This is a genomic window from Limnobacter thiooxidans, from assembly GCF_036323495.1.
Classification (GTDB): Bacteria; Pseudomonadota; Gammaproteobacteria; order Burkholderiales; family Burkholderiaceae_B; genus Limnobacter; species Limnobacter thiooxidans.
This window is the reverse complement of record NZ_AP028947.1, coordinates 301,274-318,399: the sequence shown is the minus strand read 5'-3', so window position 1 is coordinate 318,399 and position 17,126 is coordinate 301,274. Positions and strand designations below refer to the sequence as shown.

The 17,126-nt window shown below is 40.8% G+C and carries 13 protein-coding genes; all 13 read right to left on the bottom strand.

Features of this window, described 5'->3' with window-relative positions:
- Nucleotides 1-4: 4 nt before the first annotated feature.
- The gene (locus RGQ30_RS01370) at nt 5-2,323 is read right to left on the bottom strand and encodes a polysaccharide biosynthesis tyrosine autokinase (RefSeq protein WP_338284894.1); all 2,319 of its coding nucleotides are present in this window, start codon (nt 2,321-2,323) and stop codon (nt 5-7) included.
- 23 nt (nt 2,324-2,346) lie between these two features.
- Nucleotides 2,347-3,465 (bottom strand): polysaccharide biosynthesis/export family protein, encoded by a 1,119-nt coding sequence (locus RGQ30_RS01365; protein ID WP_338284642.1) that lies wholly within the window; start codon nt 3,463-3,465, stop codon nt 2,347-2,349.
- 185 nt (nt 3,466-3,650) lie between these two features.
- Nucleotides 3,651-4,547, bottom strand: coding sequence for a glycosyltransferase family 2 protein (locus RGQ30_RS01360; protein ID WP_130558685.1), 897 nt, complete (start codon nt 4,545-4,547; stop codon nt 3,651-3,653).
- Nucleotides 4,548-5,103: 556 nt separating this feature from the next.
- Nucleotides 5,104-6,237 carry a glycosyltransferase gene (locus tag RGQ30_RS01355; protein ID WP_130558687.1) on the bottom strand — a complete coding sequence of 378 codons (1,134 nt, stop codon included), beginning with the start codon at nt 6,235-6,237 and terminating at the stop codon, nt 5,104-5,106.
- A 39-nt stretch (nt 6,238-6,276) separates the two neighbouring features.
- Nucleotides 6,277-8,262: an acyltransferase family protein gene (locus RGQ30_RS01350; protein ID WP_130558688.1), complete on the bottom strand. Its 1,986-nt coding sequence runs from the start codon at nt 8,260-8,262 to the stop codon at nt 6,277-6,279.
- 189 nt (nt 8,263-8,451) lie between these two features.
- Complete coding sequence (locus RGQ30_RS01345) at nt 8,452-9,012, bottom strand: acyltransferase (RefSeq protein WP_298219450.1); 561 nt, start codon at nt 9,010-9,012, stop codon at nt 8,452-8,454.
- Complete coding sequence (locus RGQ30_RS01340; RefSeq protein WP_130558690.1) at nt 8,984-10,213, bottom strand: hypothetical protein; 1,230 nt, start codon at nt 10,211-10,213, stop codon at nt 8,984-8,986. Before RGQ30_RS01340 ends, RGQ30_RS01345 begins: the two co-directional genes overlap by 29 nt.
- Nucleotides 10,214-10,239: 26 nt before the next feature.
- Entirely contained in the window at nt 10,240-11,484 is a 1,245-nt protein-coding gene (locus tag RGQ30_RS01335; RefSeq protein ID WP_298219454.1) for a glycosyltransferase family 4 protein, read from the bottom strand.
- Nucleotides 11,481-12,455: a glycosyltransferase gene (locus RGQ30_RS01330; protein WP_130558692.1), complete on the bottom strand. Its 975-nt coding sequence runs from the start codon at nt 12,453-12,455 to the stop codon at nt 11,481-11,483. The genes RGQ30_RS01335 and RGQ30_RS01330 overlap by 4 nt, the downstream gene beginning before the upstream one ends.
- On the bottom strand, nt 12,456-14,267 hold the full coding sequence (locus tag RGQ30_RS01325; protein ID WP_338284641.1) for an acyltransferase family protein: 1,812 nt from the start codon (nt 14,265-14,267) through the stop codon (nt 12,456-12,458).
- Nucleotides 14,264-14,848, bottom strand: coding sequence for an acyltransferase (locus tag RGQ30_RS01320; RefSeq protein ID WP_130558694.1), 585 nt, complete (start codon nt 14,846-14,848; stop codon nt 14,264-14,266). The genes RGQ30_RS01325 and RGQ30_RS01320 overlap by 4 nt, the downstream gene beginning before the upstream one ends.
- A complete protein-coding gene (locus RGQ30_RS01315; protein WP_130558695.1) occupies nt 14,832-15,845 on the bottom strand; it encodes a sulfotransferase domain-containing protein in 1,014 nt (337 codons plus the stop codon). Before RGQ30_RS01315 ends, RGQ30_RS01320 begins: the two co-directional genes overlap by 17 nt.
- Nucleotides 15,842-17,113, bottom strand: coding sequence for a lipopolysaccharide biosynthesis protein (locus tag RGQ30_RS01310; protein WP_130558696.1), 1,272 nt, complete (start codon nt 17,111-17,113; stop codon nt 15,842-15,844). The genes RGQ30_RS01315 and RGQ30_RS01310 overlap by 4 nt, the downstream gene beginning before the upstream one ends.
- Nucleotides 17,114-17,126: the final 13 nt, after the last annotated feature.

Below are 17,126 nucleotides of genomic sequence, written 5' to 3'. Positions count from 1 at the left end.
CCTGTCAAGCCTTCTTGTCACTGGCCTGCCCAGTTACCGGGTCACCATAAGTACCGTAGGCATTTTTGTAGCCATAACCATAGCCATAGCCGTAATAATAGCCTGAGCGGTTGGCAATAAAGCCGTTGAATATAAGGCCGTTCACACGTACACCTGCCTGGGCCAAACGCTTTTGGGAATCGCTTACCTGGCGTACATTGCTGGCACCATAACGAGCCACAATAAATGTGGCCGAGCAGTGCTGCCCCATGACCGATGCATCGCTAACCAACAATACAGGCGGGCTGTCGATGATTACATAGTCGTACTCAATGTCAGCTTTTTCAAGCAAAGCTATAAAGTTGGGGTGCAACAACAATTCGCTGGGGTTAGGCGGTACTGAACCGGAAACAAGCACGTGCAAACCTTCCAGTTCAGTTTTTACCAAGGCAGTGTCAAAGGTGACGGTGCCGGCGACAACGTCACTTAGGCCCGGGTGCTTGATGTCGCCACGCTCTTCCTGAATGAAGTAACGGCTCAGCGTGCCCTTGCGCATGTCGCCATCAATCAAAAGTACACGCTTGCCAGCCTGAGCCATAATCGCTGCAAAGTTTGCCGAAACGAATGACTTTCCAATTTCAGGTACAGGGCCAGTAATCAACACCCGCTTGTTCGGTGAATCAATGGTGGCAAACTGCAACCCAGTTCGGAAACTTCTCAAGGCCTCGATGGACGGATCATTGGGTGCAGCAACAGCAAGCAAACCAACCTTGTCGGAACGACGGCGCAACCCTTTCTCAGCCGCTGACTGCTGCTGGCTCAAAGGCACAATCGAGTACACGGACAAACCTGTGGCCTGTTCCAGCTTGCTGGGGTCGCGCACCGCACTGCGCAGCATTGCTAGGGCTTGCGCAGACAATACACCCAAAAAAACCCCCGCCAACATTGCCAAGGCAAGAAGCTGTCCCTTTTTGGGTTTGAATGGGCGTTTGGGTTGTTGGGCATAATCCACAATAGCAACATTGCCAACTGTCCCAGCTTTCGCAACCTTCAACTGTTGCGCACCATTTAAAAGAGAGGTGTAGAGGGCTTGGTTTACCTCAACATCACGCCTCAAACGCAAGTATTCCTGCTGCACTTCGGGCAACGCTTGCGCCTGACTAGCCACTCCGCCCCGAACACTGCGTAGTTGTGTAAGCTGATCGTCAATTGCTTGAATCAACGGATGCCCAGGCTGAAAACGCTGCAAAAGTTTTTCCCGCTCCAAGCCCAACTCAACCCGCTTAGTTTCCAGCTCAACGTCTTGCCCTAAAATACGTTGGGTATCCAGTGTGGGATCGATCGTTCCTTTGCTTTGAACAAAGGTATTCAAGGCATCTTCCGCCCGGCGTAACTGCTCTTTTATGCTTGGCAGTTGCTGATCCAAAAACACCAGTTGTTGTTCTGCTTCTTGGCCTTTTCGCTCTACATTCTGTCGAACATAAGCATTTGCCAATTCATTCAAAAACCGCACTGCAAACGCTGGATTTGGACTCTCATAGCTCACCCTTATCATGCTGCTGTTCCGACCAACCTCACCGGCCGATAGAGGAGCGACTAAACCATTGTGCAAACTCAACGGATGCCTACGCACTACATTGGCTCTCATTCCTGAATGCGCATCAAACTGGGATATCGTGATAGTGCCAATGCCGTAGCCGATTTTAAATGTCAACGGCTCTCCGATTACCCCTTGCCCCAACGATTCTTCGGCAGGACTTAATAAGCTAAAAGAACGTCCCTCCCCCTTCACTGCAATAAACGCTTGATCCGTAAACTCAGGAGGTACAGAAAATTGCGTCAACTTAAGCTGTTCACCACCCCAAGCATAGCCTGTTAGACCCAAAAACGGTGCTGCCAAACCAAGAGCTTCCTCATGGCGATTAGCCAACCACTGACCAATAAATGGAAAATATTGAGGTGTAATTGACTGCGCTAAACCTAAGGTCTCAGCGACACTTTCAACAACGGTGCGACTTTTAATAATCTCCAACTCACCAGTTACGTTGCTACCGCCGGCTGCCAAGACACCACTAACATCTTCAAGCGCGGCTAATCCGCCTGTTTGTTTTGTCTCAACCTGCAATAAAACATCAGCAGAGTAAATAGGAGTTGCTACTGTAGAGTACAAAAGGCCGATCACGGTAGATACCACCAAGATCGCAACCGCAACCCATTTGAAATCCACCAAGTTGTACCAGAGATCAATCAAATTGATCTCTGTGTTATTGCTGCTCTGCTCCACAGGTTGCCCCATACCAGTAAAACCTTGGGGATTAGTGCTGCGCTCGTAAGGCATATTCATTTGATTCACGCTATCGTTCCGGTTTATTCGCCTTCCAGCACGCGGATATTTGACCGCACAGCAGGCAACACTTGCAAGCTAGGTAGTATGGTACCCAACAACCTGTTAATTCGTACCAAGCGCACTGGGTCTACATACACCACGTCACGCGGGAACATCTCAAACTGGTCCGCGTAAAGCACACTGGTCGGACTCGTAGAGTCGAGATGGTAAATGTTCAGAGTGGGCGAACCTTTTGGGGACTCTGCAGACTGGCGGATTACGTACACCTGTTGAGCGTTGGCAGTGTTTTGATTGATCCCGCCAACATCACTGAGAATTTCAGCGAGAGTTAACTTACCAACAGGCATGACGAAGGATGAGGGTCTCACCACCTCTCCCATCAAAAACACCTTACGCAACCTTCTGTCCGGAATATTCAGAACATCACCATCTTGAAGTAGGATGTTTTGGCTTAAATCCCCCTCATAAAGCAAGCGATAGGCATCTAGCACAAGAGTCTGACGATCACGCTGAAGCGTAACCCCGCTTAGGTCAGCTTCCTTGCTCAACCCACCAGCCTGTGCAATAGCATCACTGAGCCGCAAAGGCACGTCGGTAATTGGAAAAAATCCGGGCTCTTCTACTTCGCCGCTAATGTAAATTTTCTGGGAGCGAAACCCGTTAGGCTGGATATATACGTCAACCTGCGGACTGCGGATAAACTTCTCAAGGTTTCGTGTCATTTCGACCCGAATGTCGTCTGTTGTTCTGCCTGCAGCCTGTACTTTATTTAAAAACGGAAAGTAAAAAGTACCATCCGGCAACACAACCTGCCCTTGAAGCTGACCGGTGGTGTTGCCTGCCGGATTTGTCAACTCTGGGTGATCCCACACTGTGATTCGGACCAAATCACCCACCCCAATTCGATATTGATAGGCAACCTTCTCGTCTTGTTGAAACAAACCGCTTCGGGGCTTATTTTCTTGCTTCCTGCTTTCCAGGGCTCCAAGTGAAACCGCATCAATAGGAGTGAGTCGGTAGTCGACACCAGTCGATTCGTGGCCGCCCTCTTTGCCTGCAGGGTCCACACCAAAATACTGCCCAGGGAAGGCGCAGGCCCCAACCAGTGAAAAAGAACATATCGCGAGTAAGCGCCACATTTTAAAAAATCTCATCAGGATGGAAGTAGGTAAGTAAAAATTTTAAACGCAGCGATTGGATGTCTTCGTGGAAAGCTACACGATGGCTGACACTATACCACTAACCAGAAACGCTGTTACTAGATGCAATCTTCGGAATTATTTCGTTCAAGATGGCAAGAGCTCAAGGAGTTGAGTCGACCACCTCAAACTTCGATTCCCAAGACTTCCCGAATCGCCACTTTGACATCACAATTGTGACGAAGAACATATTGCTTGACCTCATATACCTTGCAATCCGCTAAGTATCGGTACCAAAAGCCTTGCAGAAAGTGAAACATTGAGCCCTCCCTACCGTCCAAAAAACCTAAACGTACAAAGTATCGGTAAATAAAATAAAGTAGAGCTCTAGTACCCATAGGCAGTCTCGAATACAAAACCTCCTTAACCCACCTTTTTAGGCTAGCTTCCGAAGAGTTACTCAAAGACCCGACGGAATCTCGAGACATAAATTCGAACTCGAGGTTCAAAAGATCAACAGCCTCCCTTGAAGAATACTTGTTATGTTTTTCAATCCACCAAGTGAGGGAGTTCAAGTTATCATCAACTAACTCACCATCCAAAACAACGGTCTTACCTTCGACTTTAATATGCTCATCCATCCATCGATCTTCAATTCGACCAAACCCATTCCTGAAAAGTCTGAGCATCTCTGCTGGGAAGATGCCACCATGCTTGATCATCCTACCCAAAAAAGCCATCCGCCTAGGAAAATAAGCCCCCCTAGTATCATCGCAGCGTGAACTTAGTAAACGAACAACAGACTCTTGAAGTGCCGGGGTTAAATACTCATCTGCATCAAGTCTCATAACCCACTTACAGCTTGGATTCACCTGTGAGAGTCCAAAACCAAACTGAGAACTATAATTACGCCAAGTATTGAACTCGACGCGAGCTTTGAAATTGTTCGCAATCTCGATTGTTTTATCCGTTGAACCGCAATCTACAATCAAGATTTCATCAGCCAAGGCGCGCACACTCGACAAACATCTTTCTAAATGGATTTCCTCATTTTTTGTCAAAATAATTACAGTCAAATTCATTCGTACCCCTCTTTCATGACCCTTTTCTTGTATGACACCGCCGGATATCCTTTTGCAACAGTCCATGGATCGACGTCATTGAAGACAGTCGATCTTGCATTCACGACAGCACCCCTACCAACAGTTACACCAGGCCCAACAAAGACATCAGCAGTGATCCAAGCATAATCCTCAATGCGAATTGCTGCGGAAATCAAAGGCATTGAAGGGTATGTATAGTCATGAGACGCAGTACAGAGGTGACTATACTGACTGATAGTGACAAATCTTCCCAAGTAAACTGGGGATACGTTGTAACAAATTACGCCATGACTTAAACAGGAATGTTCTCGCATTGTTAAATTCCAGGGCGCCCAGATCTTAGAAGAAGGATAAGGATGTGCACCCTTCTCTATCACCGCGCCAAAGCAACGCAAAAGACATCGACGCCAACCATGAAACACCACGGGGCTTGGACGATAAAATATTAGCCATACCAAGCCCCACAATCCACGCAATGCTTTGTTACGAAAAGTTAGAGTTTGCTTAGTCAAACTCAAAGTACCATTTGATGCATTCATTTTGTCTTTTCATGCCCATGCTGGAGCACCGAGTTATAAAATCCCAAAGTCTGATCGGCAATAAAATTCCAGTTAAAGCTAGATGCCAAATTTTTAGCGCGTCTACCCATCTCAACGCGCTCATCATCAGAAAGAGATAGAGCCAAAGGCAACACATCAACCAAACTTTGCTCACCAACGTCCACCCACCAGCCACACTTGTGCTGAGCCAAGGCTTCCCAGGGCGCTCCTTTTGTAGTGATGACAGGTATCCCATAGGACAAAGCCTCAGCGACCACTAAACCGAAATTCTCTGAATAAGTAGGCAATACGAAGACATCCGCATTCAAATATTCGGACACACGCTCACGATCGTATCTTGGCCCTACCAGCTCAACAGACTCTGAAACCCCCAACTCCCGGATTAACTCCGATACTTCATGTGAATGTCCGCCTTCATCTGGCCCAACAATTCTCAGAACATGAGTTAGCGAAGATACCTTAGACCACGCACGTACAAGCTCAACAACTCCCTTCTTGGGATGTACCCTAGACATAAACAACAGAACTTTCTTTGACGAAAATGCAGACGGTAAGACATCGAAGTTAGGAAACTCAACACCGTTCGGGATCACAACAACATTGGTGTAACCAAGATCTCGTAAATTATTCGCCTCTTGAATAGAAGTCGCTACAAATCCAGAACAAAGGTCTAAATCTTTCTTCTGATATAGCAACAAAGCCAATCGCTTACGCCACCTTTTGTAACTAAGAGCCCATGGTTCCAGCATACCCCTTGGATGTATTACATACTTAACACCAGATCTACGAGCGGCGATAGCAGCAACATGAGTCAAAGGATGCCAAACGCCATGAAGATGGACTATGTCGGCATTGGAATCGCGCAAAAGACGAGAAAAAACGCGGTAGGCAAGAAATAAACCGAATACCCCTGAAAATTTTTCCCTGCTCAGAAACGTCACATCTATATTCTGGTTAAATTCCAATCGTGAGTCCTGATCTAGGTAAGAACAAAAATACACCTTAATACCAGATATCTCAGCAAGAGAATTCGCCAGCGATACAGCCGTACGTGAGGGACCACCGTACTGTAGAGATACGCTTGGAATGATATTTACTATTTTCAACATTATTTGACTAGCGAAGGGAAACCAAAATAAACAAATAAGTCAATTAGACCTACTGCCAAAAAGAAGACCGGATATCCTATCAGCGCCGTGAACTGAAAGATGATTTGAATCAAAAAATAGCGCTTTATCACCTTCATAACCATAGCAAAACTTTTCATCACAGAAAGCATCTGCAAGAGAGACTCTTACAAATGGAAATTTCTGTGAAAGATTTACAAATATACGATCAACTGAACGATAATCGACTAGAAAATCATCTTTTAACACCTTAGCTGAATCCAGGCCTTTAACGAGACCTATTTTCGGCACGTCAAATCCGAACTCAGGAGGTTGATCTACAACTACAACATTTAGTTTGGAGAGCTTCGATAGAACGATAGATAAAGAATTTTCTACGTTTTTTGTATGAAAATGAGAATCGGACTCTACCGAGTTTAGATTCAAATAGAAATCGGTCTCCCGAACATAGGAGACATCTTTAACATTCTGAAAGGTATTAAAGAAAGCGGAGCGATTAATAAAAGCTCTCCAGCGGCTCACGAGATAAATATCCCCGGACTCGATAGAGGACAGATAACTCAAGATAAAATCATTTTTCTCAAAACACGCTCGATCAGGCCTGACGAAACCCGGAAGCGGAGGACAACCCAAATTGGCAAAATAATGAAGCCTGTAACCATGCTGAACAGCATCATTAAGAAAATTAGTTCCCAAAGCGGCTGCATGACTGTCACCCCATAAAACTACGTCCCGAACAAGCTCACCCTTAATCTGAGCCGTTTGAAAGATACAACCAACCATCGATCCTTCACTTAACACCGGTTGAGCAACGATAGAGATCGAACTGACACATTGAACAAATCTCTTTTCTGGATTGAAATCCGTTGAATTGATATCATGAACAGATTCGACTATAGCACCACTCTTAAAATGGAGGGAAAAACCAATTAGAGCAAGTACAAACATGCCCAACAGTGAGGTAGAAAAGACAGAACGCCGATCAGCTTTGATATTTCTTAAAGGCTCTTCGACAAATAACCAAGTTAAATATGCTAAACAAAAAGAGCTAACCAGACAGATAGATAACAGAAATACACTAGGATTTCCTAGTGAAAAAATCCTTGCAGATGAAAAGACAAGGTGATGCCACAAATAAAAACTGTATGAAATAAGACCCACTAACGACAGCGGCTTATAAGTCAAAATCTTATAAACAAAAGATCCTTGCTCAGCAAAAATGATAACGAAGAATGTACCAAAAACAGGAAGCAAAGTAACGTAGCTGGGATAGGGGGTATTCTTATTCAAAACAAATATCGAGGCGATAATACACACCAAACCAAACAGGCAACCTATATCCTTCCAACGAGTTCCAATTTTACACAAAACCCTCTCAAACAAACCTACTGCTATTAAAGAGCCAAGAAGCAACTCCCACGCCCTGAAAGGTAACAAATAAAATTTGAATTTTTGTTCGATACCTAAAGGAAAATATAGTGATCCGAATGAAAATAGAGCTAAAAGAAAGATAACAGCACCAAGAAATCTTTTCGAATAATTATACAAAAAAACCAATAGAAACGGAAAGAACAGGTAAAACTGCTCTTCTAATGACAGACTCCATGTGTGGAGCAATAAAAGGCTTTCAGAATTTGGTGAAAAATAATCAACCGCAGTTGAGAAGTAAATATTAGAGGCGAAAAATATCGAAGCAACAATACTCTTACCGAAATTACTTAAGTCGTGGTCAAGCATTCCAAATAGGGAAATTGGGATCGCACAAAGCACAACAAAAGCAAAAGCCGGAAGCAATCGACGAAACCTACGTTCATAAAATCTGGAAAAACTGAAAGATCCAGACTCTAAATCTACAAGGATCAAAGAGGTAATCAAATAACCAGAAATGACAAAAAATACGTCCACTCCTGCAAAACCGCCTGGCAGGATATTCGGAAATGCATGGTAAACAACTACAGACATGACTGCAATTGCTCTTAATCCGTTAATTTCAGGCCTGTAGCGCATTTAAAAAAATAAAATTCCAATTAAATTTAAATATTCAGCAACGAATATCGGAATGTACTAATTTTTACAGAATCAGTTAAATAGCGTAGGGGGGAGGGGCATTAATCTTATGTTTGCAACATATAAATATTCATTTAAGTATAAATAAATTCATCTTACTTCACTATAACGGACTACCGGACGTCTTAGTTATAGATGCCGCAAAAATCGTGCTGGAGAACCCGCATAGACCCCTGGCTGGGTAATGTCTTTAGTCACAACTGAACAGGCACCAATCACAACATTCTGCGCTATGAAATTACATGTCGGCATAACAACAACCCGAACACCAATCCATACGTTATCACCAATTGATAAGGGGGAAAATGTAGGATGCGACCTTGGATCTAAACCGTGGGAATGTGTATATACCATTGCAGACTCAGAGATGGTCACACCATCACCAATATCGACCCCCCCACTAAAATCTATGAAAACATTACGATTTATTTGAGTATTAGAACCAATCCTCAAATACCCTTCATTAGACTCGGATGAAATAGAGACACCCACATCAATAAGACTGTTGTTTTTTATAAATACATTAGAACAGTTATTGATATGCACACCGCAATTAATTTTAACAGAATTAGCCACAGAGCCTAATATCAATCTGTACACCATAGTAATTGAATGACTACAAAGATACCTAAGGACGCGCACTGGAAAAAATACAATCTTTTCAACTAATTTTTTTATTGTTTGATGCATAAGAAGACCTTATTGCTGATGACAGTACATGGGCAATAATGTACACAATTAGCACACGTACCAGGTAAAAGGTGAAACTAAATAATCCGAAATTAACAACATAGGGTATAGACATGAAAAAACTTACATAAATTAAATTACTATAAATTGATTTAGATGCATAACATTTAAATAAAATAAAACATAAAAATATAAGAAACAATGGCGAGATAATTGAGACAGATGCAAACAACTCGCCAGTAAAGTAAGAGCTTAGACCGTTAGACGAATAAAACCCAATTGCACTAGAAGGAATAACACCGTCATCTAAAAATAGACTGGCTTTCAACTCATCACCAACAAACTGGGAAGGCACGAGAATCTGCACGGTAGAATTCCACACCCTAGACAAATTGAATACATTTTCCCCATACAGATAGTTAGCATGCTGCAAATAAGCAGCATAAGTCATCTCTGGTATTGGACCAATATATTTATCAGAACCCGCAACAATTTCATTAATTTCCTCAGTTGACAATTGATTCTTGGTGTAAAGTCTATATTCCTTAACAAACATAGAAAAAACGAAAAGCAAACAAATCGAAATTATTATGTTTGTATAAAATGTTTTTCTGCTACGCGCAGCGGAATATCCATAAAGAAAATACAGGCTCAATAAATCATATATCCCGGTTCTTTTTCCGAGGTAGAATATAAAATCAAAGTAGTAGTATGCCGGAATCAACAGCATCAGATAATCCGATCTGTTTAATTTCTCTTTTTTCGCGTAGCGAAATACAAATAGGATTGCCGCTAACTTACTAAACGAGGATAGGAAGTAAAATATTGTGATGAGACCGGTTGATTTTCCATCGACACGTAATTCGATTGGAGTTAAAGCAGTCCCCAATACACCGATGGATGCAAGACCAACAGATATGATATACGCCACCCGGAGTTGATCAGCATTTGAAAACCGAACCCCGCCAAGGGTCGCCAACCCATAGCCTGGCAATTTAATTATTGAAAGTGGTAGTAAACCAATCTGTACATAGGAAGAATAGATTGCATAGTTTCTCAATATCTCTTCTTCTACGTACGGATCAACCTGCCAATAAAATAGAATATTGGCCGAAAGTATAAATAGATTCAGACATAATGCTGGGGCAGCAAGTGATTTTTGTATGGCCAGAGATATTGATATATTCGTAACAATCAACAAAAACAATAATCCAAACCAAAACTCCATCAGGCGCCACCGATAACATTAAGGTATGTATCAATTAACTCATCTTTATAGCGGGATATAAACGGGGATTTATACGCTCGACATTGAGCTGAATGGGACTCTAGCAATGATCTGTCACCTAAATAAATGTTAATCGCATCAATTATTGAATCCACATTAGATTCATCTACAATTTGGCCCGTCACCATATGCTCAACTATTGAACCACTATTTTTTGTAGTAATCACTGGCAAACCATGCGCTAATGCTTCATAGGTAGATACTGATGAACCTTCAATCAAACTTGGCAAAATAAAGACATCAGCACTCTCATAGATCTTTGAGACTTCCGATCTAGGAATTGAACCTGTAAATGTTACATTTGAACGAAACTTGTCAAGAATTGTGTTTTCTACTGAAATCTTCCCGACACAAGTCAGAACAACATCAGACTTTTGAAATGTAGACACGGCATGCAGTAAATAGGGCACTCCTTTTCTAAGCCCGACCTCCCCAACAAACAACAACCGCAAAGGCTGCCGGCCGGAGCTGAACTTTTTAACTTTTGCAGGAAACTCATTAACTCCGTATGGAACAACTCTGATTTTCTGACGAGAAACACCACATTCGATTAATGCATCTCGCACAAAAGTAGACCCAGTAAATATATAATCACTTAAATCCCATTCAGATTGTTCTCTCTTCAGAATTCCAGAATCGAATTCAAAGCTTTCATTCCCTTGACGCCAGGCCGGCCACTTCAGTCCTTGATCCATGAGAACTTTAGAATGCATTCTCCTAGGTAAAATAGTTTGTTCGAGAATCAGAATAGCCCTGTGATTCTTTCTCCGAATTTGACTGAAAGTGTGGAAAGAATCACCATCTATACCCCAGTATACATCCCTTGAATACCCAACCTTAAATCTGACCACAAATGAAATTGCAACAGACATGAGCAAATAAAGCTTATGTTTCGCTCTTTCCGTGTTTATCAATCGTCGTGCTAATGCATAGCACAAACCAATCACATTAATTGAAGACACTAAGTCATCATTCAAATCTTCGCTTCGGCGCGTTTTTAATCGCCTGAACCAGTCTCTATTACCAAAAAAGATATCAATAATACGAATAAAGAAGCCGACTCTCTTTTTGATATAAAAATCGGTAACCAAGGAATCCAACAAACCATTTGAACTCAATATACGTGAAACCGCATAATTTCTTCTGGAACCTATCATTATCAGGTTTACTTTTTTCGCTTTCACTTTGATATTTTCTCTTTGAAATTGTAAAGTATATCGATAAACGAATCTACCGATCGCATTAAGGCACATTTCAAATATTTAAGGATTTTTGATTTTGATTTAATATTGTGATAATCACTTTGAGCAAACTGTACCACCCTGATCCACTCTTCAGTAATTACTGTATCACTGTATGCTGAAGATCTAAGAACACCGTTTCTAACAATTCGCTCATAAAACTCCTTATCGTTCAGAAGTCGATCAACAGAGGATATTAACTGATCAACCCCATCGCAAGCCAGATAATCTGCACCGTGAATTCCTAAATCTCTATATGCTATGTCCATACCAGCAATCAAAGGTACTTCCGATAGCCAAGCGTTAATCAACTTACTAGGTGGTTTGTTGATAGAATGCCTCGACGCTCGGTTTCTGTACGCCAAATATATATCTATGTCACTAGCATCATGCCAAAGTTCATTAGGGATTATTCGAAATTCTATTAATTTTCCGAACTGTTCATTAAGATAATTGACCACTTTTTCGTCTAAATTATTGGGACCAAGTCTACCCGCATATCCAATTACCCTTGGCGGCCATCTATTTACACGCTTTATTATCCTAGGCAGCGCCCAGTAGGTGATATAAAAACGTTTACGCGAATAATTGGCCTGACGGATGTTTTGAACAATTTCTACATCACAGTCATATAGACGCCTGTAGTCCGCGCGTATGACGACACAATAACAACCCTTTTTCCCGCCCAACTCACGTAACGTACGAACATGAATAATATTGATCGAACTCTCGCAAAGACTATATGACACCGTTGAATTAGGGTAGTTTTCCTTTAGGTTAACATAAGCTCTCAAAACCCAGTTGACAGCACCACCTAGCCAATACGGAAAGTCATTGAGTGAAAACTCATCCACAGACAAATCGCTAAGATGCGGATGCCTAGGTATAACAAAATTAAGATTCACAGTTGACATTTAATGACTCACCATCTGCTGAATAAATTGAATTGCATTTTCATTGGTGGCTATAAATTCGGCACCGTCTCGAGTTAAGTGCACGCGATCTACCATTAGTGGATTACCTTCCTGGTTAAATAGCCGTACAACACCGTTAACATCCGGTGGCGCCAGTAAATCTAACATTGAAATATAAGCGAAAGTAGGCAAACCTTCTTTAAATACTTGATCGGCGTTTTTTGATGTGTGAGACGGAGTCGCATAAGCAGTTCTTCTTTCAGAAATATCGGAATGCACATATGCATCAACGCTGTAACCAAAATGTTTAGGCCCCACGACATACATTTTTTCAATACCGACTTCACGAAGAGCGTTCACATCACGCTCATAGCAGTCGATTCGATAATTGTGTGAACCATAAACAAAGGTACTGACATCAAAAGAAAGTTGTAACTCCTGAATGATCTTTTTTTGTTTATCATCAATACAAGATCCAAGCCCCTTCTCCAGATAGAAGATCGAGTTTTTTGCCACACCAGCTTCTAACAGCACATTCGCGAAGTCCCTTGCAAATGAATTTCCATAAATCAACACTACAGCTTCATCAAAGGACCTATCTTTAATCTTAGAGAGCTCACGTATGCGCTCATTGTACTTTATTCCTTCTTCAGCATTCTCGTAACCATTAAATCGTCCAGGCACTCCGCCACTAAAATGAAAAAACATACCGATACAGACAAGAATTAAAGAAACAATACATAATACAAGACCAGTTTTTAGCTTTTTAAAGTTATCTTTATTCCTAAGGGGCGTTTCAATGAATTTGTAAGTTATTACAGAAACAATCACGGCAAAAACAATCAGGAAAAAATACTCAAGAGGCTTAGGCTCATCTACAGAAGCTGCTCTGTAGAAAGCAAAAATTGGTTGATGCCATAAATACAATCCATAGCTGATTAACCCTACATAAGCTAAAATACGACCAACTCTTGAATCGTTAAAATAATCATCATTACAATTTAAATATATTATTAGTGAAGTAATAATTACGATCAATGGCGTCGAAACCCATTCGTAATAACTATCAGGATTTCGGTCGAAGCTAATCACCACTACCAGCACACTAACAAGAAGAACTCTATAAATAAATAATTTCAAGACAGGATTGAATTCAAGCTTTGTCCTTCGCTCGACAAGCGCTACTAATGCTCCTGATAACAACTCCCAGAATCTGAATTGAGGAAGATAGAAACTTTTGCTGTCCAAATATGAACCAGTCAAACCTATATAAACAACAGAACATAGTACTACCGCGGTAATGAAGTACACTGCTTGCTTCAATAACCTATATTTTTTAAAAAATATTAGTAATAACGGTAGTAAAAGATAAAATTGCTCCTCAACCCCTAGGCTCCAAGTATGAACCAAAGGCTTAAAATCACTATCTAAATCCCAATATCCAGACGTCAATGCCAGTAAAATATTATTCGATAGAAGTACTGTTGCTACAAGACTTTGCCCATAGCTTTTCAACGAATTAGGACCTAACAGGTACCATGCTATTGGTGTGCAAACTATTAATACGAAAAGAAGAAGCGGTACAATCCTTCTCACTCGTCGCTGATAAAAATCCAATACTATAAATTTGTCTGATTCCATGCTTTTCAATATCATTTGAGACATTAAATAACCAGAAATCACAAAAAATATATCGACTCCCAAGAATCCAGCATCAACACCTGCAACTCCCGTGTGAAAAAGAACTACCGACACGACGGATATTGCTCTTAAAACATCAAGGTCTTTTCTGTGTTGCATAAACTGACTCATACACGACTTCCTATTTGCTTTGCTGGTGTACCGCCGTATATACAGTACGACGCATAACATCCACTTGTCACAGTACTACCAGCAGCAATCACAACTCCTTTTTCTATCGTGGTGTTATCTAGCAAATTAACACCACAACCCAACCAAACGTCCTCTCCAATTGTTATACCAAATGCTGTAGATCCTTGACCTCTAATCGGACGATCAGCTGCAAAGCGGTGATTTGCAGGGATTAGTATACAATTTGCAGCGATTAATACTCCATCTCCTATAGTCACTCCCCCTTGTCCATATATGATAGTATTGTGGTTTACTGTTACATTATTTCCTATTTTTATTTCTCCGCCATAGGTAATTAATTTCGCTCCCTTCCTCAACACAGTGTTATTCCCCAGAATTACCTTACCACCACAGCTGTCTATATAAACACCGAACTCAATGACCACATTCCGACCGACGATTACATTCTTAAAGCTAGAATAATAAAACAACCATAATTTATTAAGTATTTTTCTATTAACTTTCACAAGAAAACCAAATAAGCCATCCTGCTCAAAACGTCTATTAATCCGCGTCCACATAGTACCCGTTTTCCATTAGTTTGTTTCGATCGAAATATCCGCGAGCAACAAGCCTTTCACACTCTTCATAATAAGCATGCTGAACAGCATTTGATTCTTCTTTAGTCAGCATCCGTATATTTTTCTCTTTAAACATCAGGGAGTAAATTTTTCGAGCATGTTTCTCTATTCCCAATATGTAAAAAATCTTTTTTAACATGTGGCCTAAATATTTGTTTACCATCTCTAATATTGGAGACCAGGTTCGGATAATCATTTCATCACCCTTCTTTGTCTTGACATTTTCATAAGGAATATGATTTCGACAAGCCAACTGCCGACTATCCGGAATACCTGCAAATCTTAATATATCAAGAATAATGGCCTCTGGATTTTTTTGAAAATCTTCAAACATGTAGAAATATGTCCCTACACAGCTTAACTCTGCAATGTAGGAAGAAATCGTTTTCTCATAATCGTACATCCTGCCGATAAAACTAGACTTAATGTTAGCAGCATGAGTTCTGACATCCTCATATTTTTTCGAATTCGGATTCCCCGATCGACCAATCGATTCATAATAGAAAGATTCGATTAAACTTGACTGCCTCCTTACACAACAAATCAATTTAATTTTGTAACCCTTCAACATCTCTTTCATTAGCAGAATCGTTTTATCAACATCCACGTACTTGCCAGGCCATAAAGTAGACCAGTTAGATATAGATAAATTTTCATATGAAAATATAATCAACTTGCGTTCATCTATCGAGTTAATTAGATTGTCAAACAATATTTTTAGCTCAGACACTGAATCAGAATTATTTTCATGCGTTTGATACATCAACTTTTTCATCAGATCAAAGTATTTTCTCTTCTCATTTTCCAGCGGGCCGCAAAGTCCATAGAGACCGATCGCCTCTGCTATCCCAAGCTCCATTAGTTCAAAGAACACCGATTTTTGTAATGTCGTTGTAGCAGTTTTAGGGAGACCTATATGCAATATTATCTCTCTCATTTACGTCCTCTTATTATTTGCCGTATACCCATGTACACAATTGTCAATGAGAAAAACAATGATCCAACACCAATCCATTTTTCCCCAAGCAGATAAGGCATCACTATGCCAGTAAGTAGATATAAAACCAAACCCACTGTTGTTGCTTTTATTATCGCGGCTGAACCATATTTTAGCTGCACGAAAGAATTCATATAAAATGAAGCAAGATTTACTAACATCGCAGCAGTCAGCACGATAGTCATGGTTGAAGCACTAAGGAACTCCTCTCCAAATAAGCTAACCATTATTAATTCTATGCTGAAAATCGAAAGTACTAGTATTAGCGCGCCAAGCCCTAAAGTTACATATGTAGCTTTTAGCAGGCTTTCAATCATACGATGCTCGTCCTTCTGTTTTATTTTTACTGCAATCATTGGGTAAATAGCTTGTCGCGCGCTTTCAACTACTTTATTTCCCATGGCTGCTATTCGATATGCAACTGCATACAATCCAGCATATGAACTCCCGAACATCATTCCAACTATTATCGTCTCTCCCTTTTGCTTGATTGCACCAACCGTGGAGTTATAAGTACCTCCTATTGAAAACTTATACCACTCTTTCAATTCCTTGACGGTCAAATCGCCTGAAACTCCATTATCCTTACCGATCAAATCTTTGATAATTATTTTTACGTAGATCAAATACATTAAAAATACATTCAATAGTACAAACTTAAAGTATTCCTCTAAGCTTAGGTCAAAATAATAAGCACATATAGCTATTATTGCAGTGGCTCCGACTTGGATGATTTGTAACCCGTTTGCAAGTACAAATCTTTCTTGGAGACGCATGTAACCTTCAAAAACACCCTTTGCTGAGAACACAGTTATGATCAGACATATATACACCCAACTGTAATCCTTAACATCAAGATCAATTTTTTCCAATACAAGATTCAGTATGAGCACAGAAAATACAGCGGAGATAATCGATGTAATCCAATCCGTCAATAAGAATACTCTTAGCAGAACTGAAAACTTTGCTTTGTTGTGCTCATATTCGTTTCCGAATTTTATTATTACTTGCCAACTTTGAAATGACATTATTTTATTAATCATTTCAAATAACGCTTGGACCAAAACCATTTTACCGAACAACCCAAGTCCAAATGTTTTTGTGTTGAAAAGTACAACTAGATATCCAAGCACTGCCATCATCAAGCTTGAACCGAAGCCCACCGCAAACAATCTCAGAAATTTGTTTTTTCCCGTTTTATTATTCATTTATTACATACTT

Coding starts and splice junctions, on each gene's coding strand:
- RGQ30_RS01315 (WP_130558695.1), bottom strand. CDS start 15,845: ATGAGAGAGATAATATTGCATATAGGTCTCCCTAAAACTGCTACAACG.
- RGQ30_RS01320 (WP_130558694.1), bottom strand. CDS start 14,848: ATGTGGACGCGGATTAATAGACGTTTTGAGCAGGATGGCTTATTTGGT.
- RGQ30_RS01355 (WP_130558687.1), bottom strand. CDS start 6,237: ATGTTGAAAATAGTAAATATCATTCCAAGCGTATCTCTACAGTACGGT.
- RGQ30_RS01365 (WP_338284642.1), bottom strand. CDS start 3,465: ATGTGGCGCTTACTCGCGATATGTTCTTTTTCACTGGTTGGGGCCTGC.
- RGQ30_RS01325 (WP_338284641.1), bottom strand. CDS start 14,267: ATGAGTCAGTTTATGCAACACAGAAAAGACCTTGATGTTTTAAGAGCA.
- RGQ30_RS01310 (WP_130558696.1), bottom strand. CDS start 17,113: ATGAATAATAAAACGGGAAAAAACAAATTTCTGAGATTGTTTGCGGTG.
- RGQ30_RS01345 (WP_298219450.1), bottom strand. CDS start 9,012: ATGCATCAAACAATAAAAAAATTAGTTGAAAAGATTGTATTTTTTCCA.
- RGQ30_RS01350 (WP_130558688.1), bottom strand. CDS start 8,262: ATGCGCTACAGGCCTGAAATTAACGGATTAAGAGCAATTGCAGTCATG.
- RGQ30_RS01360 (WP_130558685.1), bottom strand. CDS start 4,547: ATGAATTTGACTGTAATTATTTTGACAAAAAATGAGGAAATCCATTTA.
- RGQ30_RS01370 (WP_338284894.1), bottom strand. CDS start 2,323: ATGAATATGCCTTACGAGCGCAGCACTAATCCCCAAGGTTTTACTGGT.
- RGQ30_RS01330 (WP_130558692.1), bottom strand. CDS start 12,455: ATGTCAACTGTGAATCTTAATTTTGTTATACCTAGGCATCCGCATCTT.